23 protein-coding genes are annotated in these 21,597 nt (G+C 72.8%); 4 read left to right on the forward strand and 19 right to left on the reverse strand.

Going from position 1 to position 21,597, the window contains the following annotated elements; all coding sequences use genetic code 11:
- Window positions 1-85: 85 nt before the first annotated feature.
- Both D1J63_RS26525 and D1J63_RS26530 read right to left on the reverse strand, forming a co-directional pair.
- On the reverse strand, window positions 86-2,017 hold the full coding sequence (locus D1J63_RS26525; protein WP_125632280.1) for a hypothetical protein: 1,932 nt from the start codon (window positions 2,015-2,017) through the stop codon (window positions 86-88).
- A 63-nt stretch (window positions 2,018-2,080) separates the two neighbouring features.
- Window positions 2,081-2,599 (reverse strand): tetratricopeptide repeat protein, encoded by a 519-nt coding sequence (locus tag D1J63_RS26530; RefSeq protein WP_240798607.1) that lies wholly within the window; start codon window positions 2,597-2,599, stop codon window positions 2,081-2,083.
- Between the two features lie 136 nt (window positions 2,600-2,735).
- Between D1J63_RS26530 and D1J63_RS26535 the strand changes: the two genes are divergently transcribed.
- A complete protein-coding gene (locus D1J63_RS26535; RefSeq protein ID WP_125632283.1) occupies window positions 2,736-3,188 on the forward strand; it encodes a hypothetical protein in 453 nt (150 codons plus the stop codon).
- A gap of 79 nt (window positions 3,189-3,267) precedes the next feature.
- Here the strand turns inward: D1J63_RS26535 and D1J63_RS26540 are convergent, their stop codons facing one another.
- The 8 genes from D1J63_RS26540 to D1J63_RS26580 all read right to left on the reverse strand — a co-directional run bounded on the left by D1J63_RS26540 (window position 3,268) and on the right by D1J63_RS26580 (window position 11,572).
- Complete coding sequence (locus D1J63_RS26540; protein WP_125632285.1) at window positions 3,268-4,761, reverse strand: DUF1996 domain-containing protein; 1,494 nt, start codon at window positions 4,759-4,761, stop codon at window positions 3,268-3,270.
- 159 nt (window positions 4,762-4,920) lie between these two features.
- Complete coding sequence (locus D1J63_RS26545; RefSeq protein ID WP_102928324.1) at window positions 4,921-5,574, reverse strand: response regulator transcription factor; 654 nt, start codon at window positions 5,572-5,574, stop codon at window positions 4,921-4,923.
- Window positions 5,559-6,842 carry a sensor histidine kinase gene (locus D1J63_RS26550; protein ID WP_125632287.1) on the reverse strand — a complete coding sequence of 428 codons (1,284 nt, stop codon included), beginning with the start codon at window positions 6,840-6,842 and terminating at the stop codon, window positions 5,559-5,561. Before D1J63_RS26550 ends, D1J63_RS26545 begins: the two co-directional genes overlap by 16 nt.
- A 53-nt stretch (window positions 6,843-6,895) precedes the next feature.
- Complete coding sequence (locus D1J63_RS26555) at window positions 6,896-7,939, reverse strand: SDR family oxidoreductase (RefSeq protein ID WP_125632289.1); 1,044 nt, start codon at window positions 7,937-7,939, stop codon at window positions 6,896-6,898.
- Between the two features lie 70 nt (window positions 7,940-8,009).
- Window positions 8,010-8,588 (reverse strand): winged helix-turn-helix domain-containing protein, encoded by a 579-nt coding sequence (locus tag D1J63_RS26560; protein WP_125632291.1) that lies wholly within the window; start codon window positions 8,586-8,588, stop codon window positions 8,010-8,012.
- Window positions 8,589-8,929: 341 nt separating this feature from the next.
- Window positions 8,930-9,859 carry a hypothetical protein gene (locus D1J63_RS26570; protein ID WP_125632295.1) on the reverse strand — a complete coding sequence of 310 codons (930 nt, stop codon included), beginning with the start codon at window positions 9,857-9,859 and terminating at the stop codon, window positions 8,930-8,932.
- 76 nt (window positions 9,860-9,935) lie between these two features.
- Window positions 9,936-10,967 carry a glutamine synthetase gene (glnII, locus tag D1J63_RS26575; protein ID WP_102932197.1) on the reverse strand — a complete coding sequence of 344 codons (1,032 nt, stop codon included), beginning with the start codon at window positions 10,965-10,967 and terminating at the stop codon, window positions 9,936-9,938.
- A 128-nt stretch (window positions 10,968-11,095) separates the two neighbouring features.
- Entirely contained in the window at window positions 11,096-11,572 is a 477-nt protein-coding gene (locus tag D1J63_RS26580) for a MarR family transcriptional regulator (protein WP_125632297.1), read from the reverse strand.
- A gap of 109 nt (window positions 11,573-11,681) precedes the next feature.
- Here D1J63_RS26580 and D1J63_RS26585 point away from each other — a divergent pair, with 109 nt between their 5' ends.
- Window positions 11,682-12,557, forward strand: coding sequence for an alpha/beta fold hydrolase (locus D1J63_RS26585; RefSeq protein WP_125632299.1), 876 nt, complete (start codon window positions 11,682-11,684; stop codon window positions 12,555-12,557).
- Between the two features lie 19 nt (window positions 12,558-12,576).
- Here the strand turns inward: D1J63_RS26585 and D1J63_RS26590 are convergent, their stop codons facing one another.
- From D1J63_RS26590 to D1J63_RS26600, 3 genes are all read right to left on the reverse strand, one after another.
- Window positions 12,577-13,290, reverse strand: a complete 714-nt coding sequence (locus D1J63_RS26590) for a hypothetical protein (RefSeq protein WP_125632301.1) — start codon at window positions 13,288-13,290, stop codon at window positions 12,577-12,579.
- A gap of 129 nt (window positions 13,291-13,419) precedes the next feature.
- The gene (locus D1J63_RS26595; protein ID WP_125632303.1) at window positions 13,420-14,292 is read right to left on the reverse strand and encodes a hypothetical protein; all 873 of its coding nucleotides are present in this window, start codon (window positions 14,290-14,292) and stop codon (window positions 13,420-13,422) included.
- 58 nt (window positions 14,293-14,350) lie between these two features.
- Window positions 14,351-14,710, reverse strand: a complete 360-nt coding sequence (locus D1J63_RS26600) for an arsenate reductase family protein (protein ID WP_125632305.1) — start codon at window positions 14,708-14,710, stop codon at window positions 14,351-14,353.
- Window positions 14,711-14,884: 174 nt separating this feature from the next.
- Here D1J63_RS26600 and D1J63_RS26605 point away from each other — a divergent pair, with 174 nt between their 5' ends.
- Entirely contained in the window at window positions 14,885-15,199 is a 315-nt protein-coding gene (locus D1J63_RS26605; RefSeq protein WP_125632307.1) for a hypothetical protein, read from the forward strand.
- 158 nt (window positions 15,200-15,357) lie between these two features.
- Here the strand turns inward: D1J63_RS26605 and D1J63_RS26610 are convergent, their stop codons facing one another.
- The 4 genes from D1J63_RS26610 to D1J63_RS26625 all read right to left on the reverse strand — a co-directional run bounded on the left by D1J63_RS26610 (window position 15,358) and on the right by D1J63_RS26625 (window position 18,628).
- Complete coding sequence (locus D1J63_RS26610; protein WP_125632309.1) at window positions 15,358-16,545, reverse strand: winged helix DNA-binding domain-containing protein; 1,188 nt, start codon at window positions 16,543-16,545, stop codon at window positions 15,358-15,360.
- 119 nt (window positions 16,546-16,664) lie between these two features.
- Window positions 16,665-17,243, reverse strand: coding sequence for a hypothetical protein (locus tag D1J63_RS26615; protein WP_125632311.1), 579 nt, complete (start codon window positions 17,241-17,243; stop codon window positions 16,665-16,667).
- A gap of 36 nt (window positions 17,244-17,279) precedes the next feature.
- Complete coding sequence (gene htpX / locus D1J63_RS26620) at window positions 17,280-18,194, reverse strand: zinc metalloprotease HtpX (RefSeq protein WP_125632313.1); 915 nt, start codon at window positions 18,192-18,194, stop codon at window positions 17,280-17,282.
- A gap of 62 nt (window positions 18,195-18,256) precedes the next feature.
- The gene (locus tag D1J63_RS26625; protein ID WP_125632315.1) at window positions 18,257-18,628 is read right to left on the reverse strand and encodes a helix-turn-helix domain-containing protein; all 372 of its coding nucleotides are present in this window, start codon (window positions 18,626-18,628) and stop codon (window positions 18,257-18,259) included.
- 93 nt (window positions 18,629-18,721) lie between these two features.
- Between D1J63_RS26625 and D1J63_RS26630 the strand changes: the two genes are divergently transcribed.
- Window positions 18,722-19,561, forward strand: a complete 840-nt coding sequence (locus tag D1J63_RS26630; RefSeq protein WP_125632317.1) for an NAD(P)H-binding protein — start codon at window positions 18,722-18,724, stop codon at window positions 19,559-19,561.
- A 24-nt stretch (window positions 19,562-19,585) separates the two neighbouring features.
- Here the strand turns inward: D1J63_RS26630 and D1J63_RS26635 are convergent, their stop codons facing one another.
- Both D1J63_RS26635 and glnA read right to left on the reverse strand, forming a co-directional pair.
- Window positions 19,586-19,846: a hypothetical protein gene (locus D1J63_RS26635; RefSeq protein WP_176155446.1), complete on the reverse strand. Its 261-nt coding sequence runs from the start codon at window positions 19,844-19,846 to the stop codon at window positions 19,586-19,588.
- A 173-nt stretch (window positions 19,847-20,019) separates the two neighbouring features.
- Complete coding sequence (gene glnA, locus D1J63_RS26640) at window positions 20,020-21,429, reverse strand: type I glutamate--ammonia ligase (protein WP_007388370.1); 1,410 nt, start codon at window positions 21,427-21,429, stop codon at window positions 20,020-20,022.
- Between the last annotated feature and the right edge of the window lie 168 nt (window positions 21,430-21,597).

Here is a 21,597-nt window from a genome sequence, read left to right on the forward strand (position 1 = left end):
CTGAGCGGTAAGTCCGCGGGGAACCCTTCTGCCGAGACTTGTTGACGCCGATGTCAGCAAGCGACCCGGTCGCGGTGGACGGTGGCTAGCGCAGTCCGCCGATCGTCCGCCCGCTCTCCAGCGTGCCCTTCAGCTCGGCCCGCGCACCCTGCTCGGCCTTCGCCGTCAGCAGGTTCCCGTCGGCGGAGTCGCTGATACCGCCGGTGGCCTCGATCGACGTCGTGCCGCGACTGGCCGCGGCGAGCAGATACCAGTGCCCGCCCTCCGACTTCCACAGCACCCCGGCCAGCACGTGCGGATCGCGCTCACCACAGGCCGGCACGTCCTGCGCCCTCGCCGCCACCGCGCCCTGCGCCCCGCCCGGCGTACGGAACTGCGCCAGCACCCGCGCCCCTTCGCCCCGCCAGGTCTCCGCGCGGGTGCACACCCAGTCGCCCGAGCCCGTCCCGTCGGGCAGCGGCTGCTCCGCGAACTCCCAGGCGTTCACCGACCGGACCCCCTGCCCGCGCACCGCGCCCAGCGAGCAGGCGTACGGCGCCCAGGCGTCCAGCGCCTCGGCGCCCGAGGCGTCCTTCGCGGCACCGGGGCGCCCGGCGGTGAGGCGGGCCGGCACCAGCTCGCCCAGGTCGGTCACCACCCGGGTGTCCGAACCGTCGGTCAGCTCCAGCGCGTTCCACGACGTACAGGCGCCGGACTGCTGCTGCACGGGGCTGGCCAGCGGGGACGTCACACCGTCGGTGAGCGTCAGCTCCTTGGGGCCGGAGCCCGGCTCGACCAGATCGCGCGCGGCCACCTCCGTCACCCAGGGGGCCGTCAGATAGCGGACGTTCCCGTCGGCCCGGCCCAGCACCACCGCGGTCGCCGTGGCCCGGCCGGCCCCGTCGGTCCGCGCGAAGTCCAGGGCGGCACCGGCGGAACCGTTCTCCGGCTCGGCGTACCGGACGAGGCGCAGACCGTCGTGCAGGATCACCACCCGCGCGTTGTCCACGTTCCCGGCGTACAGCAGCTGCGGCGGACCGGCCGGAGCGCCGGTCTGGGTCCCCGGCGTCGCCGACACCCCCACGCTCTCGCCGGGCCGGGCCCAGACGGCCAGGGCGCGGCGCAGCAGCTCCTCGTCGCCGGTGAGGTCACCGCGCGCCGGCCACACCGAGAAGTCCGTGCGCGCGGACGTCTCCCAGACGGCGGGCGCGACCCTGGTGAGTTTCCCGGGGTCGAGCGCGGCCTCGGCCGCCGGGTTGCGCGCGTACGGCGGGGCGGCGGCACCGTCCGGCCCCCAGCCGTCCCCGGGCAGGCCGAGCAGCGCCCCGCACACCACCAGCGCCGCCCCGGCGACCAGCGCGGCCTTCGTGTGCTGACGCCGGCGCAGCAGATCGGTCGGGCGGGCCTGCAGCGAGCAGGGGTCGAACTCGGGGGAGCCCAGCAGTGCGTACTGCCCCGGCACCCCGTCGGCCTCCCGCAGCGCCGCGTCCGCGTCGGCCACCCCGGCGGCCGTCAGCACCTGCCGCACCCCGTCGTCGGGCAGCCGCTCCAGACCGCGCAGCACGTACGCCGCCCGGCCCGCGCCGGACAGCGCGGACAGCGCCTGGTCCAGGGCGAGTTCGTCGGCGCCGCCCGAGCGCGGGAAGAGCTTGAGGCCCCGCACCTGGGGCAGCAGCGGCGGCAGCTGGGACCGCCTCGGCCACGCCCTCCGTCGCAGCGGCAGCCCCGCCTCCAGCGCCGTACGCACCACCCTGAGCCGGACCAGCGCGTACCCGGGATCGACCTCCCGGCCGGTGGACTGGGCCGGGATCACCGCGGTCGTCGTCCGGTTCCGGGGCAGGGCGCGCTGGGTGAGGGCGTGTGCGGTCAGGACGCGACGGCCCCGGCCGAGGCCCGGCGGCAGCACCAGATAGGCCAGCCGGGCCAGGCGCGGATAGTGCTCGACGAGCGCGGCCTCGGCCTGCTCGACGTCGACGACCGGGTCGGACGGAGAGGCGGAGGACGGTGCGGGGCGCGGGGCGACATCCTGTGGCTGCACGTTCAGCAGAACGAGCGAACCGGGGGATGGTCACCGTTCCACCGCGCCCCACGGCGAGCCGGGCTACTCCTCCTCGGGGTCCACCTCCACCAGCTGCCGCGCATAGTTGGCCATCGACCTCTGGTACCGGGGGAGATGTGGAGCCAGCGCGCCGAGCACCAGGGACAGGCCCTCGCGGTCGCGGCCCATGCTCGACAGGCAGAGCGCGAGACACGCGCGCACCGCGTCGTCCAACTCGTCCGGCGGCGCGACCAGTTCCGGCGAGAGCAGCTTCACGCCCTCCTCCGGGTGCCCGGTGTTGCGCAGGGAGCTGGAGAGCTGGATCTTCGCCCGGCGCCCCTTGTACGGGCTGACCTCGCCGAGCCCGCGCTCCAGCGCCTCGCGGTACAGCGGCACGGCCCGGTCGGAGTGGCCCGTGGAGTCCCAGGCGCAGGCCCGCTCGAACAGGCCGAGGGGACTGTCCGCGGGCAGCTCGTCGGCGAGGGCGTCGATCACCGCCCGGAAGTCGGCGGCGTCCTCCTCGGCGTAGTCGTCGAATGCCGCCCAGGCGGCCGTCACGCGCTCTTCCCAGTCCTGGTCCACCCCGCCACTCTCGCACGGTCCAGGCACAAGGGCACGCGGGTTCCTGAGTACTTCGCGCGCCGCGCCCGTATCGATGGCGAGAGCCCCTCTTCGGGGGCTCCGTGCGGCATGTCGCACCGGCGGACCGGAGGAACACATGAGGCTGACCCGACCGATGCTCGCGCCGGCCGCCCTGGCGGCGGTCCTGGCACTGACGGGCTGCGGCGCCGACGGGGACGGCGGGGCCGCCGTGCCCGAGACGGCGACCGGCAGCCTGGAACACCTGGCCGCCGAGGCGAAGTGCGCGCCGGACATGCAGACCGACGCCGACACCATCCGCCAGGCCCTGTGCGGCAAGGGCGACGAGAAGTACGTCCTCGCCACCTTCGCCACCGACCGCGGCCAGCGCGAGTGGATCAACACCGCGAAGGACTACGGCGGTTACTACCTCGTCGGCCGCAAATGGGTCGCCGTCGGCCACGAGGACGTGGTGGCGGACCTGCGCGGCCGGCTCGGCGGAATCCTGGAGCAGGGCGTCCAGCACGGCGGCGGCGGGCACGACGCCGGGCACTCCGGCGGGCACGGTGAACACGCCGCGCACGGCGGCTGACCGCAGGCACGGGAAGCCGAAGAGGGCCGGTGGCGGATCCCCGCCACCGGCCCTCTTCCGACCGAAGGTCCCCGCGCCGCTACTGGCAGTCCTCGCCGCGGTTGATGCAGTCGACCACCTTGTTCATCAGGTTCTCGTCCATGACGTTGATGAAGTCGTTGTGGTCGGTGATCGGCTTGTGCAGCTGCTCCGGGAAGCTGTCCACGGCGTAGGGGTTCCGCACCTGGCCGTTCTCGACGGTCGGGGTGGGGATGTCGTACGCGAGGCGGATCTGCAGCTGGGGGATGGCCTGGAAGCCGTTCGGGCAGCTGCCGTCCTCCTGGACGAAGGCCATGTGGTCCCGGTGGTTGGCGCTGTCGATGTTCTGACCGTCCCAGCAGCTCTGGAAGTTGGTCGTCCGCAGTACCTGGCTGCCCTCGGGGCACAGCGGGTACTTGTCCGTCACCTGCCGGTCCTCGAAGCCCGAGCAGCTCCACGAGGTGTTGGCGTTCGCGTCGCCGTTGGTGAAGGACTTGGCGTCACCGGTGATGATGCGCAGGAACTTCGGCATCGCGACCACGTCGCCCTGCCTGCTGCCGACGAACTGGATCCGGGCCTCGGCGGGCTTGAGGATCTTGCCGATGTTGCCCTCGGCACCACCGCCCTGGTCGCCCGCGTCGAACTCCTGCGTACCGTCCTGGAGGCGCAGCACCGGCCAGTAGTACGTGGACTTGTCGCCCTGGTTCTGGCAGGAGGTGTCCGCGTTGGCCAGGTCCTCGTCGCTGGAGAAGGCGTCGTTGTCCTGGTTGCCGACGTAGTCGTGCGTGTGGTGCGCGCCGTTGTCGACGCCCGGGGCGGCGATCAGGTTGTCGCTGTTGAACAGGTTGTTCTCGTTGACGCCGCAGTCGGTGGTGAAGGTGCCGGTGGAGCCGCCGTCGCCGTTCGCGGCGAGACCGTTGCGGTTGTTGCGGGAGTTCGGCTGTACGTCGTTGATGTCGACGAAGTCGTCGGCGACCGGGCCCGCGACACCGTTGCCGTTGTCGTCGTTGCCCTCGTTGCCGCCCTGGTTCTGGCCGTCGCCGTTCTGACCGCCGCCGTTCTGGCCGTCGCCGTTCTGCATCTGGTCCGCGGGGCGGCCCTGGCACTCGGCCAGCTGGTCCAGGTTGTCGTCGGCCTTGCCGCCGGCCCGGTTGATCTCCAGCTGGATCCGGTCGATGATCGCCTTCCGCCGGTCCTTGAGCGGGCCGAGAATGGCGTTCTGGACGAACTGCGCGTCACCCGCCTGCGCCCGCCGTGTGGTGGCCAGGCGCTGGTAGGCGTCGGTGATCTGGCTGTCCATCGTGGCCAGTTCGCCGTCCACCTCCCCGCGCGCCCGGTCCGGCACGTCCCGGATCTCCTGGCCGACGTCGGGGCAGTCGATCGTCGCCACCTGCGCGGCGGCCGACCTGGTCCGGTTGTGGCCGGAATGCTCCTCGTGCGCCGAAGCGTAGAAGTTGGCCCAGACGAGTCCGCCCCCGCCGACCGCCAGGGCCGCCGCCCCGGCAACGATCTTGGTGGCCAGCGGCGTACGGCGTTTTCTTGTGTTGCGTCCCATGGAACTCCTCAAACTTCCTTGCGGAGGCATCGCTTGCGGGGCATCGAGGGCGCCCGACAGGGGTGAAGCGGCTCCCATCCATACGGAAGCCGCTCCGGAGGTGTTCACCCGTGTGGGGAATTGCCGGGTCCCGTGGGACGCGTGGGACGTGCGACAGGGTCAGCGGCCGCGGTCCAGATACGCCAGAACCGCCAGGACACGGCGGTTGTCGTCGTCCGAGACCTCCAGGCTCAGCTTCGCGAAGATGTTCGCCGTGTGCTTGGCGATCGCGCGCTCCGTGACGACGAGTTTCCCGGCGATCGCCGCGTTGGTCCGGCCCTGCGCCATCAGCTCCAGCACCTCCAGCTCGCGGGGGGTGAGCCGCTCCAACGGCCGGTCCTCCGCCGCCCGCCGGCTGAGCAGCTGCTGGATGACCTGCGGGTCCATCGCCGTACCGCCCGCCGCCACCCGCCGTACGGCGTCCACGAACTGCTCCGCGTCGAACACCCGGTCCTTGAGCAGGTACCCCACCCCGCCGCTCCCGTCGGCCAGCAACTCGCGCGCGTACAACTGCTCCACGTGCTGGGAGAGGACCAGCACCGGCAGTCCGGGCCGGTTGCGACGGGCCTCCAGCGCGCACTGCAGGCCCTCGTCGGTGAGCGTGGGCGGCAGCCGGACGTCGACCACGGCGACGTCCGGCTTCAGCTCGGCCAGGGCCCGGGACAGCTCGGGGCCCGTCTCGACGGCGGCGGCGATCTCGAAGTCGTGGGCTTCCAGGAGCCGGACCAGCCCGTCGCGCAGCAGGAACAGGTCTTCGGCTAGGACAACACGCAAGGGATCTCCATGGTGACCATGGTGGGGCCGCCCGCGGGCGAGCCGACGGCCAGGACGCCGTCGAATGTACCCAGTCGCCGCTCCACCCCGGCCAGGCCCGAGCCCGCTCCGATCGCGGCGCCGCCCTTGCCGTTGTCCGTGACGGAGACGCGCAGCAGGCCCTCGCCGTGGTGGATGTCGATCCAGATCCGGTCGGCGCCGGAGTGTTTCACGGCGTTGGTGAGCACCTCGCTGACCGCGAAGTACGCGGCCGACTCCACGGGGGCCTCGGGCCGGCCGGGCAGGTCCACGTCGACCTCGACGGTGACGGGCAGCCGCAGCGCCAGCGCGCGCACCGCGTCGCCCAGGCCGCGCTCGGCGAGCACCGGCGGGTGGATGCCGCGCACGAGTTCGCGCAGCTCGGTCAGGGCGTCGGCGGAGGAGCGGCGGGCCTGGGCGAGCAGTTCCCTGGCCTTCGCCGGGTCCTTCTCCAGCAGCGCCTCGATGGTGCCCAGGTCCATGCCCATGGCGACCAGCCGGGCCTGCGCCCCGTCGTGCAGGTCGCGCTCGATACGGCGCAGTTCGGCGGCGGAGGTGTCGACGGCGTCGCGCCGGGTCTCGGTCAGGACCCGTACGCGCTCGGCGAGTTCGGTCCGGCCCGAGCCGAGGATCGCCCCGGTGAGCCGGAAGTGGGTTCTCAGCAGCAGCGGGGTGAGCCAGTGGGAGGCGACGAGGAGCACGGCGCCCAGTACGGCGGCGAAGAGGGCGGAGGCCTGGCCGGTGACCTTGACGAAGCCGTACCAGTACCCGTCGGGCAGCACCCGCCACAGCCCGGCCGCGATGGCGAAGCCCTCCAGCGGGTAGAGGGCCAGCACGAAGGCGAGCAGTGCGGTGACGGCGCCCGCCGTCATGTCGACGGGCAGCCACAGGACGTCCCGCCAGGTCGCCGGGTCACGGAGCATCCCGAGGGTGCGGGCCCACGGGTTGGCGTCCGCGGGCAGCGGCCGGTAGCCCCGCTGGATCCGTACCCCGCCCCACTCCGCGGCGAGCAGCCGCCGCCAGTCCGCGAACTTCCGCACGCCGGTCAGCACCCACGGCGTGGTGACGATGCCGATCCCGATCGGGACGAGGGCGATGGACACGAGGCTCAGGCAGAAGCAGAGCACCGCGCCGGGCAGGGCGATGAACGTCAGTGTCAGTCCCCGCACGGCCGCCAGCGCGACATCCCGTGTCCGGGTCCGGGCCGGGGTCCGCGCCTGCCGTGTGCCGCTCTTCGTCTCGATGCTCATGGCATCAGTCTCGCCGAGGCGCCGGCGCGGGGGCACTGGGCCGGGCACCCCGGTCAGGGGGTGGTGCCAGGTACACCCGCGCCCTCCGGAGGACCGTCGGCCGAGGCGAGGGCCTTGGCCTCCGTTTCCGGGTCCAGTCCGACCGGGGGCCGGTCCGGGCGCCGGGGTGCGGTGCCGCCGATGTCCCGCAGCCAGGTCCAGGTGTCGGCCACCGTGTCCTCGACGGGCCGGCAGGCGAGGCCCGTCGCCCGGGCCCGGGTGACGTCCGCCGTGTGCAGGGCGTCGTACAGGTCGCTGTCCGGGGGCGTCCACACCGGCAGTTGCACCCAGGGCTCGATCCCGGCGGCGAGGACGGTCGCGGGGTCGGTCCAGCGCAGCTGCGCCGCGCCGCCCGTGACCCTCGCGCAGGCGTCGAGCAGGCCGCCCATGGTGGTGTGCCCCGGCGGGGAGACCAGGTTGTACGGTCCGCTCAGCTCCCGCTCCACCGCGCCGAGCGTCCAGTCGGCGAGATCGCGGACGTCGATGTACTGCAGGGGCAGGTCGCGCGGGCCCGGTGCGAGGACCGGCCCGCCGCGGGCGACGCGGTTCAGCCACCACGGCAGCCGGCCGACGTTCTCGTACGGGCCGAGGATCAGCCCGGCCCGTACGAGCACGGAGCGGTCCGCGCCGAAGGCGTCCGTGGCGGCCAGTTCCCCGCCCCGCTTGTCCCGGGCGTAGTCGCTCTGTCCGGCGTCCGCCGAGGCGCCCTCGACGAGCGGGGCGTCCTCGGCGCACCCGGCGGGCGGGGGCCAGGCGTACACCGAGCGGCTCGACACGTACACGTACCGTCCGGCGCGGTCCCGCAGCAGCCGCGCCGCGTCTCGGACCGCGCGGGGCGCCGCCGACCAGGTGTCGACGACGGCGTCCCACGTGCCCTCGGCCCCGGCCAGGGCGGCGAGCCCGTCGGGCGCGGTGCGGTCGCCGTGCAGCGCCCGCGCTCCGGCCGGCGGGGCGTGCCGTCCGCGGTGCAGGACGGTCACCTCCCAGCCCCGGCCGAGCGCCGCCTCGACCACGGCCCGCCCCACGAACTCCGTACCGCCCAGCACCAGTAGCCTCATACCGGTCACTGTGCCGGGTCCGGCGACCGGAGGGAACGGGCCTCTGCCGTCGGCAGATTGACGCGGCGGCTCAGCGGCCGGCGGGCGGGGTGTACTTGTAGCCGACGCGTCGCACGGTCTGGATGGTCTGCCGGTGCTCCGTGCCGAGCTTGCGGCGCAGCCGGGCCACGTGCACGTCGACGGTGCGGCCGTCGCCCACGTGCCCGTAGCCCCACACCGTGGTGACCAACTGGTCGCGGGTGTGCACCCGGTTCGGATGGGCGACGAGGTGGGCGAGCAGTTCGAACTCCAGGTAGGTCAGGTCGAGTTCGCGTCCGTCGACGGCGGCGGTGCGCCGCGCCGGGTCGATCCGGACGAGCGGGTTCTCCGCGCGGCCCGGGCCAGTGCTCCGGGGCCGGGCCTGCTCCGGGGCCGGGAACGGCGGTTGCCGGTCGGCGGGGACGAGGACGAGGTAGCCGACCATCGGCGGGTGTCCCGGGAGCGTCGGCAGGGTGTGCTCGGGTGCGGGCAGCCAGGTGGCGCCCGGCGGCAGCAGGTCCGCCACCTCGTCCGGGGCGACGGCGCGCAACCGGTGCCGGGGGCCGCCGGAGTCGGGGAGGACGGTGGGGGAGTCGAGGGAAACGGTGGACAGGGAACGGGTGGTCGCCATGAGACGTCAGCTCTTTCGCGCGAGAGGTTCGTCGGGAGGGGCGACGGGCGCGCGTGCGTGGTCGCGGCGCGTCGCGGGACGTACGTCGTGCGCACCGGCGGCAGGCGCAGAAGGCCTGGGAGGTACGGCTTCTAGCGGGCCGGCGCGATCGTCGCGCGGCAACACACCCGGTCGAAGTCGTCGTGCTGACGGGAAGGCCAGAAGGGCTCGAGGTCATGGCGACCCGTCGCTGCGTACTTCCGGAAGCCGACCATGGGCTCATTGAAGCAGACGGCGGCGGGGGAGAGGAGACTCCTCTCAGTGTGTGGACACCGACTGGCTCGAACCAGCCGCCGGACCGGTCAACCCTCCAGCCTTTTGCGCCAGTTCAGTGGGGAGACCTCGATCGCTCTGCCCGGGTCGCCGTTCCACTCCGTGGACAGTCCGGACCCCGCGAACGCCGCCACGACCTCGTGCCCGACGGCCGTGGTCGTCTCCTCCGAGCCGTCGAAACCGCCGTAGTGCAGCATGAGCCCGTATCCCTCGGCGGCGGCCTCGGTGCTCTGCCGGTGGAAGAAGACGAAGCCGCGGGCGCCCTCGCGCTCCGCCCCTATCTCCGCGGTGCCGCAGCCGCGGCAGCAGGCGAAGTTCTCCCGGGCGGTGACACCGGCCGCGTCCAGGGCCCGGAAGACCCGGGTGAGGCGGTCCGGGTCGGTGATCTCCTCGCCCCAGGTCTCCTGCTCGGCCAGCCGCTCCAGCCAGAGCCGGTCCACCAACTGCCAGGCCTGGGCCCGGGACACCGGCCGCTCGTCGTCGGCGTCGGGGTCGCGGTACTCCTCCGCGATCTCGACCAGCGTCTTGCGGCTGTCGTACCCGCAGCTCAGCCGCTCCCGGATCAGCCGCTCGACCTGCTGCCGGACCCCGTCCGGCAGCTCCGGAACGTCCTTCTCGGGCCCCAGGTCGATCGGCTCCCAGGCCACGCCCGCGTCCCAGCCGGGCTCCCGGCGTGCCCAGCCGGTCAGGAGGTCGGCCACGCGGCGGGGGTCGTCGAGGTCGGTGCCGAAGAACGCGTCCGCGGCGGCCCGGTACTCCAGCCGGTACTCCCCGCCCTCCTCGTGCCACACCTGCGCGAACACGTCGGGGATGTCCGGTATCCGCTGCACCACCAGGAAGCGGTCGCCGGCGTGGCCGATGCGCGTCACCAGCTCCCGCAGCTCGGCCGCCCGGATGCGGGCGTGCGTCTGCCAGTTCTCCGTCTCGACCCTGATGGCGAGGTCCCCGTCGATCTCCATGACCCCACCATCGCACGGGCCACTGACAACGCTCCCCGGTGGCCGAGCGGCCGGGGAGCGTCGTAGTGACCCGGTCTCAGACCTGGCCGGCCTTCTCCAGCGCCGTGCAGCAGGTGTCGACGAGCAGGCGCGTCACGACGTACGGGTCGACGTTGGCGTTGGGACGGCGGTCCTCGATGTAGCCCTTGCCGTCCTTCTCGACCTGCCACGGGATGCGCACCGAGGCGCCGCGGTCGGAGACGCCGTAGGAGTACTCGTTCCACGGGGCGGTCTCGTGCAGGCCGGTGAGGCGGTCGTCGATGCCGGCGCCGTAGTTCTTGACGTGGTCCATCGGCTTGGAGCCCTCACCGAGCGACTCGGCGGCGGTGATGATCGCGTCGTAACCCTCGCGCATCGCCTTGGTGGAGAAGTTGGTGTGCGCGCCCGCGCCGTTCCAGTCGCCCTTGACCGGCTTGGGGTCGAGGGTGGCGGAGACCTCGAAGTCCTCGGCGGTGCGGTAGAGCAGCCAGCGGGCCACCCACAGCTGGTCGGAGACCTCCAGCGGGGACAGCGGGCCGACCTGGAACTCCCACTGGCCGGGCATGACCTCGGCGTTGATGCCGGAGATGCCGAGACCGGCCTTCAGGCAGTTGTCCAGGTGCGCCTCGACGACGTCGCGGCCGAAGATCTCGTCCGAGCCGACACCGCAGTAGTAGCCGCCCTGCGCGGCCGGGAAGCCGCCCTCGGGGAAGCCGAGCGGACGGGAGCCCTTGAAGAAGGTGTACTCCTGCTCGATGCCGAAGACCGGCTCCTGCGCGGCGAAGCGCTCGGCCACCCCGGCCAGTTCGGCGCGGGTGTTGCTCGGGTGCGGCGTCAGGTCCGTGTCGAGGACCTCGCACAGCACCAGGATGTCGTCGCCGCCGCGGATCGGGTCGGGGCAGGAGAAGACCGGCCGGAGCACGCAGTCCGAGGAGTTGCCCTCGGCCTGGTTGGTCGAGGAGCCGTCGAAGCCCCACAGCGGCAGGGCGTCCAGGCCGGCGGGGGCATCCGTGATGATCTTCGTCTTGGAACGGAGCTTGGCCGTCGGCTCGGTGCCGTCGATCCAGATGTACTCGGCCTTGAAGGTCACGGGGGCCACATCCTTCGGGGTGGGTCTCGCCGCACTCGCGGTGCTGGGGCGGCAGGGGCGCCGCGTCTGCTGCCGTGCAGCGTGCCAACGGGCGATTTCCCGACCGTTGCCCGTATGTGAACCCCGTGTTACCTGGGGTCCTTGTGGTGCGGCTCACGCCCGTCGTCCCCGGCCGCCTCCCGTACGCCGGTCAGGAAGCCCCGGATCGCCGCCAGTTCCCGCTCGTCGTATCCGCGCAGCAGCTCCACCGTCCGCCCGATCAGCGGTCCGAAGTGGGCCCGGCCCAGCGCGACGGCCCGCTCGTCCACCTCCACCGTGACCCTGCGCCGGTCCCGTGCGTCGCGTACCCGCCGCACGTGTCCGGCCTGCTCCAGCCGGTCGACCAGCGCCGTGGTCCCCGCGGAGTTCAGCCCGAGCGCGGTGCCCAGGCGCCCGGCGGTCATCGCCTCGCCCGCGCGTGCGGCGTCCATGAGCGCGATGAGCGCGCGGACGTCGGTGGGGTGCATGCCGTTGCGCTGCGCGAACCGCGCGCTGTGCGCCCCCAGTTCGACGGTGACCGCGCGCAGCAGATGGACGACCTCCATCTCCGGCCCCTGGTCGGGCATGCCGCTCCTCCCGCATTTCCTCGCTCGACAAGTATCTCGCCCAACGAGAGAATACCGTTGACGCACGAGAAGCGGGAACAGGGAACAAGCGAAACAGGGGGCACCACTCATGAGCGCTCACGGCCCGTACGACGCCGGCCGGTTCCACGACGCCTACGACAAGGTCATGGCCAAGTGGCCCGGGGGGACCGGGTCGGTGACCGTGCCCACCCCCTTCGGCGAGACGCACGTCCACGTGACCGGCCCGGCCGGTGCCCGCCCCCTCGTCCTGCTGCCGGGCGGCGGTGCGGCGACCTCCGCGTCCTGGTACGCCCAGGCCGCCGAGCTGTCCCGCACCCACCGGGTCCACGCCGTCGACCTGGTCGGCGCCCCCGGCCGCAGCACGCCGGCCGGCGACCGCCACCCCCGTACGGTCGCCGACCTCACCGGCTGGCTGGACGCTCTCCTCGACGGCCTCGGCATCGCGGAGACCGACCTCGGCGGGCACTCCTACGGTGCCTGGATCGCCCTGCACCACGCCCTGCACGCCCCCGGCCGGGTACGCCGCCTGTTCCTCCTGGACCCGACCCAGTGCTTCGCCGGGTTCAAGGCGGCCTACCTGCTGCGTGCGCTGCCGATGCTGCTGCGACCCACGCCCCGCCGCGTCCGCGCCTTCCTGGACTGGGAGACCGGCGCGACCCCGCTCGACGCCGACTGGCTCGCCCTCCAGGAGGCCGCCGTCGGCTTCCCGGAGCGCCGGCCGGTCACCGGACCGCGCCCGGCCCCCGACGCGCTGCGCGCCCTGGACGTGCCGGTCCTGCTGCTCCTGGCCGGGAACAGCAGGACGCACGACCCGGCCGGGGTGGCGGCCCGGGCGCGGACCCAGCTGCCGCACGTGGAGACCGCCGTACTGCCGGACGTCTCCCACCACGCGCTGCCGCAGGCCGCACCGCCCGGGCTGGGCCGCCGCCTCGCCGACTTCCTCGCCGCGCCGGACCGGCCCTAGCGTCGGCGGCCTCGGGCACTCAGCCGACCTTCTCGATCAGCGCCCGCCGGATCAGGAACTTGCCCTCCTCCCGGACCTGTTCGAACGCCGCGTTGTTGAGCAGCGCGCAGCTGCCCGAGACCGAGTTCACCTCGACGGTCGTGGACCTGCCGTTGTCGAGGTTGGTCACCTTCAGCCTGGTGCCCACGGGGAACTGATTGCTGGAGGCGGCGGGTGCCCCGCCCTCGCCGGAGAGGGTGACGGTGGAGCCGGCGCAGACCTGCTCGCCGGCCCGCGCGGCCTCTCCGGCCCCGGCGCCCGCCCGGTCCCCGGCCGGGCCCCCGGCCTGTTCTCCGGCGTCCTGCCGGGCGTCCCGACCCGCGGCCTGTCCGGCGTCCTGAGCGGCGTCTTGTGCGGCCTGGGAGTCCTGAGCCGACTCCCCGACCGCGCAGCCGGACGCCGCCTGCTTGCGCTCGATCTCCGCGACGACCGCCTCGCGGTTCTCGATCCGGGCGGCGGACTGCGCGTCCGGGTTGGCCCGCTGGCCCTCTATGAACCGCTGGTTGTTGCCGAGCGCGGTGGCCAGGCCCTGGCAGACGCCCGAGTCCTGGGCGGCCTTCGTCCGCGCCTGCTGGGTGGGCTGCGCGGCGTTCGACGCGTTCGCCATGACGAAGGCGCCGCCGCCCGCCACGGTCGCGGCGCCCACCAGGAGCGCGATCTTCTTCTTCGTGCCGACAGTTCTCCTGCGCGACATGCGCGCCTCCTGAAGAGGTAGGGGAGCGTACGCCGCTATGTACGAGATACCGAACGGAGTTACTCAGCGGTCACGTCGACGTGCGTACGTAACCTGCGTCACACGCCCCGGGGTCGCCCCCGCCCGTCCTCAGCCCTCCTCGTACGCCACCACGTTGTCGTTGACGTACTGGAGCAGGTCCTCGGTCTGCCGGGTGAGGTCCGCCTCCCCGGTCTCCGAACCGTCGCCCCACTGGCCGTTCGCGAACACCACCGACCGTACGGTCATCAGCCGCCGGAACACGCCGGGCGACCCGGGCGGCACCGTCGGCAGCCCCGCCCCGGGCGGCGGATCGAGCGACACCGTCTGGTACGTCACCGGGTCCATGGAGGCCATGCCGAACACCGCCCCGGCGTCCTCCGCGCGCACGAAGCTCGCCACCGTCACGGACACCTGCGAACGCCGCTCGGCGTCCGTGAACAGGGCCGTGGTGAGCCGGGAGCAGCCCTCGCCCTGCTCGGCCAGGGCGGCCAGATCCTGCGACATGCCCCGGGCGCAGTCGGTGGTCGTGGCGAGGTCGACGCGCTCGTACCGGGAACCGTCGGCCAGGCGCACGGCCGACTCCGGGAAGGCCTGCTCGGGGCGTACGACCGGCCGCGCGAGCAGCGACGCCAGGGCGGAGGGGGCGTCGGAGGGCAGGCTCCCGGTCACCGAGGGGACGGCGGCGGGCGTCACGGTCGCCGAGGCGCCCGGCGCGGCGGCGGGGGCGTCGTCGCCGCCCGTGTACATCAGGGCGCCGCCGGCGACGGCCGCGGCGAGGACGACGCCCGTCGCCGCCAGTACCGCCGGCCGGACGCGGCCGCGTCGGCGGCGCTGCTCGGCGGGCCAGGGGGCGGGGGCGGCGGAGGGGGCGTACGGACCGTACTGCTCGGGCTGCTGCCCGTACGGCTGCGGGTGTCCGTACGGCGGCTGCTGTCCCTGGGGTATGTGCCCGTGGGACGGCCCTTGATCATCGTGGGTCATGGCCGCGCAGGGTAACAGCGAGGACCACCCCGAGTCGCGGCGCGCGACAAGTCCCGACCTACCGGGACAGAGCGTCCCTGACCGCCTCATCGGTGCGGCCCACCACGGCCGTTCCGTCGTCCGCCGTGATGATCGGGCGCTGGATCAGCTTGGGGTGTTCGGCGAGTGCGGTGATCCAGCGGTCGCGTGACGCCTCGTCACGGGGCCAGTCCTTCAGGCCGAGTTCCTTGGCGGCCGCCTCCTGGGTGCGGGTGATGTCCCACGGTTCGAGTCCGAGCCGGGCGAGCACCCCGCGGATCTCCTCCGCGCTCGGTACGTCCTCCAGGTAGCGGCGGACGGTGTAGTCGGCCCCTTCCGCGTCGAGCAGGCTGATCGCGCTGCGGCACTTCGAGCAGGCCGGGTTGATCCAGATCTCCATGCCGCACACGGTATCCGGAGGGCGCGGGAACTCGTTCACCACGCCCGTCACAGCGGCCCCGAAAGGCCTTGTGGTCAGGGGCTTTTGTCAGTGGTGGGCGGTAAAATAGAAGCAGTGTTCGAGGGTGTCGCCGGGAAGTCCGGACGGCACCCCGACCGCGACAGGAGGATGCCCGTGCCCGCTGCCGCACTGAAGCCGAAGCCGTTGCCCACCCAGTCCACCGCCAAGCGGCCCGTCCTGCTCGACCTGCCGTACGAACCCGTGGAGAAGCGTCCGCTGCCGGCGGGCCGCCCCCGCGAGTGGTACATCACGCACAACCGCCGGCTCAAGGCGATGCGGCTCGCCATCGCCCTGCTGGACTCCGGCGTCTACCTGCCCAACCAGGCGCGCAACGAGAGGATACGGAGCGCTGCGCTGACCATCGGGGTTCATCCGCCGTCGGACACGACGTGCCACATGGTGCGGGCGTTGATGCGGTACTCGCGGTGACGTCGGCGCCGGGTGCCGTGTCTTTTCGCGGTGCCCGGCGCCTGCGTCGCCCTCTCCGGGGGCTGCCGCCCCCAGGCCGCCGCTTCGGCCTGAACGGCCTCGTCCTCAAACGCCGGACGGGCTGGATGATGCCGGCCGGTGCTCGGAGGGCTGACGGGCTACGCCGACAACTCCCGTTCCAGCGGCGTACGGAACCGCGGGGTGACCCGGGTCGTGCCCACCCAGGACGTCAGGCGCTCCGCCTCCGCTCCGATCGCGGTCTCCGCGTCGCGGCCGACGCCCTCGGCGTCCAGCAGCCGCCAGACGATCTCGCCGTCCGGCCGCTGGGCCCAGCCGCCGATCACGCGGCCGTTCCACCACACCGTGGGGCCGACGTTGCCGCTGCGGTCGAACAGCGCCGGCCGCAGCTCGGGGGCGAGGTACCAGTCCCGCTGCTGCCAGCCCATCGCCGTCGGGTCCAGGGCGGGCAGCAGCGCCGCCCACGGCTCGCCCGGCCCGGCGACCGGGCCGGCGTCCCCGGCGACGACGTACCCCGTGCCCTCGTCCAGCGAGACCGCCTCCGCGCCCATCGCGGTCAGCGCCCGGCGCACCTCCGTCACCCGCCACCCGGTCCACCACTTGAGGTCGTCCTCGGTCGCCGGCCCGCACGCCGCCAGCCAGCGCCGCAGCAGCTCCGCCTGCGCCTCGCCCGGATCCAGCTCCGGATGCTCGGGCGCCGGAGCCCAGCGGAACTGACTGGACGTCCACGAGCCCAGCGGCCGGCCCCGCACCACCTTGCCCTCCACCCCCAGCACCCTCAACAGGCGGGTGGAGACGGTGTGCACCCCCTCGTAGCTCTTCCCGGCCGCGTAGGCGAACTGCTCCTTCAGGCGGGGTTCGTCGCGGGCCAGTTCGGCCGCCGTGGCCTGGCCGCGCCGGGCCAGCGCGGCCAGTGCCGACTCCTCGACCTCCGTCAGCCAGGCGGCGTCCGGCGCGCCGGCCTCGGCCATGTTCTTCAGCAGCCTGGCCCGCTCCCGGGCGGCGACGGTGCGGCCGGTGGAGGCGTGCACGACCGCCGTCAGCTCCGTCGGGAACACGAACACGGTGTTCCGCATGCCGTGCATCCGCACCAGCGTCCCGTCGTCGTACAGCGCCCGCTCCGTCTCGCCCACGGTCTTCGCCGCGTCCGCCAGCCGCGCGCCCACGGCCAGGTGGACCGTCGCCGGGTCCGTGCCGTGCAGGGCGACCAGGGAACCGGCGACCTCCTCCGGACCCTCCGCCCGCGTGGCCGCCGCCAGCCGGTGCCGCAGGGCCAGCCGGCCCCGCCGTTCGGTCGCGTCGATGTGCCGTCGTGCGCCCTCACCCATACAGGTCCTCCGCCCGTCCGTACGTCCGCGGCGTCCTCGGTCCGGCCGTGCGCCCTCGGTACGCGTCCTCGGTAGGGACATCGTGCCCGACACCACTGACAGGCGGGGGCCAACGGCGGTCACAGGCCGGGCGCGCCCCAGACCGGGAACCAGCGGCCCAGATCACCCTCCACCGGCAGCTCGGCGGCGAGCGCGGCGCGTATCCGCAGCTCCAGCGCGTTGTCCCGCTGCCGCCGTTCACCGGGCAGGGGAGCGAAGGGGTAGAACGTGCCCCGCTTGTAGAGGTAGACGAGGGCGAGCCGCCGCCCGTCGTCCTGCGCGAAACCGGCCAGGGAACACAGCAGCCGCGGCCCGAAGCCGCCCGCCTCCAAGATGCTGTTCACCGCGTGCAGGTCGTTCACCAGGAGGGGCAGTTCGTCCGGGGAGCGGTGCGAGATGAGCCAGGAGTATCCGTAGGAGTCGTGGGTCAGATCCACCGGGGTCCGGCCGGCGTCCGCGTCCAGCAGGGCGCGGATCTCGCGGTGCGTGCGCTCGAAGGCGGCGCCCTCGACCGTCGCGAAGCACACCGCCCCCTGCCCGGTCGGCCGGAAGCCGGCCGCGGCCTCCAGGCCCACCGCCGCCGAGGGCAGTGCGAAGAGCCGGTCGAGATCGGGCCCCACCGCCCTGGACCGGCCGAGCAGGATGTCCAGCAGTCCCATGCCCTGGTGTCCGTCCTTCCCGCGGCCGCCCGCGTCTCAGGCCTTGCCGGGGGCCGTCGCCTCGCCCAGCTCGGTGGAGATCCGGCCCAGCTGGTCGAGCCGCTGCTCCAGGCTGGGATGAGTGGCGAAGATCCGGCTCAGGCCGGGCTCGGCACCGAAGGCCGGGGTGAAGTAGAAGGCGTTGAAGGCCTGGGCCGTGCGCAGGTCCTTGGTCGGGATGCGCGCGATGTCGCCGGTGACCTTGGTGAGGGCCGCCGCCAGCGCCGAGGGACGCCCGGTGAGCAGGGCCGCGGCCCGGTCCGCCGCCAGCTCCCGGTACCGGGACAGGGCCCTGATCAGCAGGAAGCTGAGCGCGTACACGGCGGCCGAGACGCCCATCACCACGGCCAGGACGGCCATCGTGTTCTGGTCCCGGCGCCCGCCGAAGAGCTGCGAGTAGAAGGCGAACCGCACGATCAGCCCCGCGATCACGCCGAGGAACGACGCCACCGTGATCACCGCGACGTCCTTGTGCGCCACGTGCGACAGCTCGTGCGCGAGCACGCCCTCCAGCTCCGCGGGCTCCAGCCGCCGCAACAGCCCGGTGGTGACGCACACCACCGCGTTGTCCGGATTGCGGCCGGTCGCGAACGCGTTCGGCATCTCCATCTCCGAGACCGCGACCACCGGCTTCGGCATGTCGGCCATCGCCGCCAGCCGGTCCACCACCCCGTGCAGCTCCGGATACTCGTCCCGCTCCACGACTCGGCCGCGCATCGCGAACAGCGCGATCCGGTCGGAGAACCAGTACTGCGCCCCGAAGAGCAGCGCGACGATCACCACGACCAGCACCCAGGACTTCAGCAGGGCGATCAGCGCGGCGACGAAGCCCACGTACAACAGACCGAGCAGGAACAGCGTGACCCCCATGCGCACGGTCAACCGCCGGTCACTCCGGAAGCGGCTCTGCATCTGCACCACCTCGCAGTCGGGCACTCGTCCCGATGTCCAGTGTGCACCCGGCGCCCCGGAAACTAGCGGGTGCCGAGCGCCGACAGCCGCCCCGTGATCCGGTCGAACAGGTCCGTCAGCGGCTCCCCGATGTCCCGGCCGAACTCGGTCAGCCCGTACGTGACCTGCGGCGGCGTCGTCGGCTCGACCTTCCGCCAGACCAGGCCGTCCTCGACCAGGACGCGCAGGGTCTGGGCGAGCATCTTCTCGCTGATGCCCTGGATGCTCTCGCGCAGCTCGTAGAAGCGGAGGTCGTTGCGGCGCAGGGAGATCAGCACCCAGATGCCCCACCTGCTGGTCACGTGGTCGACCACGTCGCGCGCCAGGCAGTCGGTGTGAAACACGTCATACCGTTCGCCGGTCTCGACCCGCCTGCGCTGCACGCCTTCCGTCATGTCATGAGCTTACCTCCAGGTATGCCCTTACCAAAAGTTAGTCGGCCCTCCTAGCTTGAAGGTCCACAAAGCACATCCGAGAAGGAGCTGGACATGATCGTGGTGACCGGGGCGACCGGGAACATCGGGCGGCCGCTGACGCGGGCGCTGGCAGAGGCGGGCGAGCAGGTGACGGCGGTGTCACGGCACCCGGCGCCGGTGCCGGACGGGGTCCGCCACCTGGTGGCCGACCTCGCCGACCCGGCCGGCCTGCGGCCCGCGCTGACCGGGGCGAAGTCGCTGTTCCTGCTGCTCTCCGGCGACCTGCACGCCCTCGGCGCCAACCCCGCCGACATCGTCGGCGAAGCCGCCGACAGCGGGGTCCGCCGTATCGTCCTGCTCTCCACGCTCGGCGTGGTGACCAGGCCCTTCGGGGCGACGCGGATCGCGATGCGGGCGCTGGAGGACACGGTGCGGGAATCCGGCCTGGAGTGGGCCGTCCTGCGGCCCGGCGGCTTCGCCTCCAACGCCCTGTGGTGGGCCGAGTCCGTCCGTGAGCGACGGGTCGTCGCCGCGCCCTTCGGCGACGTCGGAGTGCCGGTCGTCGACCCCGCGGACATCGCCGCGGTGGCGGCGGCCTGTCTGCTGGACGACCGGCACACCGGCGGTGCGTACGAGTTGACCGGCCCGGAGGTGATCACGCCGCGCGGGCAGACGGAGGCGCTCGCCGCCGCGCTGGGTTCACCCGTGGCGTTCCACGAGCTGACCCGCGACGAGGCCATGGCCGCCATGGCACGCAGCATGCCGGCGGAGCTGGCCGACGACACGCTGGACATCCTCGGCAACCCGAGCCCGGCCGAACTGCGGGTCAGCCCCGACGTCGAGCGCGTCCTCGGCCGCGCCCCGCGCCCGTTCACCGACTGGGCCGCCCGCAACGTCGCCGCGTTCCGCTGAGCCCGGCGCCACCGGCAGGCAGGTCTAGTAGGGCGCCCGGAAGTTGATGTACCCGAGCAGCACGATCACCGCGGCCACACAGCCGAGCACCACGGCGGTGGAGACCCACGACGACCGGCGCCCGGAGCCCACGTGCTCGGGATCGGCGCGGAAGGGGACCGGTCCGGGAGGGTTCTCCTTCCAGCGCGCCGCGAGCATCCGGGCCCGCGCCGAGGGCTCCTTGTGCTCGGCGCCGTCCGCCCATCTCAGGTCGTACTCGCGCTCCTCGTCGTCCCGATCCGGCATCTCCGGCACTCTCCCCGTCCCCCTGACTCGAACAACCGTCCAAGACACATGATCCCGGCACGCCCGGGCCCTGTGAAGTGTTTTCGGCCACGCACGACGGCGCCCCCGCCCTCCGGGAAGGTCCGGAAGGAGGGGGCGCGGGCGCCGAACGGCTCGGGCACGGGCCCGGTCGATCACACGTCGAAGTACATCTCGAACTCGTGCGGGTGCGGACGCAGCTGCAGCGGCGCGATCTCGTTGGCGCGCTTGAAGTCGATCCACGTCTCGATCAGGTCCGGCGTGAACACGTCGCCCTGGAGCAGGAACTCGTGGTCGGCCTCCAGGCGGTCGAGGACCGCGCCCAGCGAGGTCGGGACCTGTGCCACGTTCGCGTGCTCCTCGGGAGCCAGCTCGTAGAGGTCCTTGTCGATCGGCTCGGCCGGCTCGATCTTGTTCTTGATGCCGTCCAGGCCCGCCAGCAGCAGCGCCGAGAAGGCCAGGTACGGGTTGCCGGAGGCGTCCGGGGCGCGGAACTCGACGCGCTTGGCCTTCGGGTTCGAGCCCGTGATCGGGATGCGCATCGCGGCCGAGCGGTTGCGCTGCGAGTACACCAGGTTGACCGGCGCCTCGAAGCCCGGCACCAGGCGGTGGTAGGAGTTCACCGTCGGGTTGGTGAAGGCCAGCAGCGACGGGGCGTGCTTGAGGATGCCGCCGATGTAGTAGCGGGCGGTGTCCGACAGGCCGGCGTAGCCCTGCTCGTCGTAGAAGAGCGGCTCGCCGCCCGTCCACAGCGACTGGTGGACGTGCATGCCCGAGCCGTTGTCGCCGAAGATCGGCTTCGGCATGAAGGTCGCCGTCTTGCCGTTGCGCCAGGCCACGTTCTTGACGATGTACTTGAACAGCATCAGGTCGTCGGCGGCGGCGAGCAGCGTGTTGAACTTGTAGTTGATCTCGGCCTGGCCGGCGGTGCCCACCTCGTGGTGCAGGCGCTCCAGCTGGAGACCGGACCGCTGCAGCTCCAGCGACATCTCGGCGCGCAGGTCGGCGAAGTGGTCGACCGGCGGGACCGGGAAGTAGCCGCCCTTGTAGCGGACCTTGTAGCCGCGGTTGTCCTCCAGGGCACCGGTGTTCCAGGCGCCGGCCTCGGAGTCGATGTGGTAGAAGGACTCGTTCTCGGCGGTCTTGAAGCGGACCGAGTCGAAGACGTAGAACTCCGCCTCCGGGCCGAAGTACGCCGTGTCGGCGATGCCCGTGGAGGCCAGGTACGCCTCGGCCTTCTTCGCCACGTTCCGCGGGTCGCGGGAGTACTGCTCGCCCGTGATCGGGTCGTGGATGAAGAAGTTGATGTTGAGCGTCTTGTCCCGGCGGAACGGGTCGACGCGCGCGGTGGACAGGTCGGGGCGCAGGGACATGTCCGACTCGTGGATGGCCTGGAAGCCGCGGATCGAGGATCCGTCGAAGGCCTGCTCGTCGTCGGGGTCGAACGCCTCGGCGGGCAACGTGAAGTGCTGCATGACGCCCGGCAGGTCGCAGAACCGGACATCGACGAACTTGACGTCCTCGTCCGCGATGAACTTCTTGACGTCGTCGGCGTTCTGGAACATCCAGCTCCTCCTACTCCCGACCGTCCCGCCGGGTTGGTAGATCGTTCGTGCGGCCAGTGCGGGTGGCACACGCTTCCTCGACCCTAGGGACGGGTGATTTCTCGGGCGTGACCCATTTGTTTCGCAGAAGTTAACCGGCTCCCTGCCCAGCCTAGGCCGGATCGGGGA

The sequence above is a fragment of the Streptomyces sp. KPB2 genome (assembly GCF_003950055.1).
Taxonomy (GTDB): domain Bacteria; phylum Actinomycetota; class Actinomycetes; order Streptomycetales; family Streptomycetaceae; genus Streptomyces; species Streptomyces salinarius.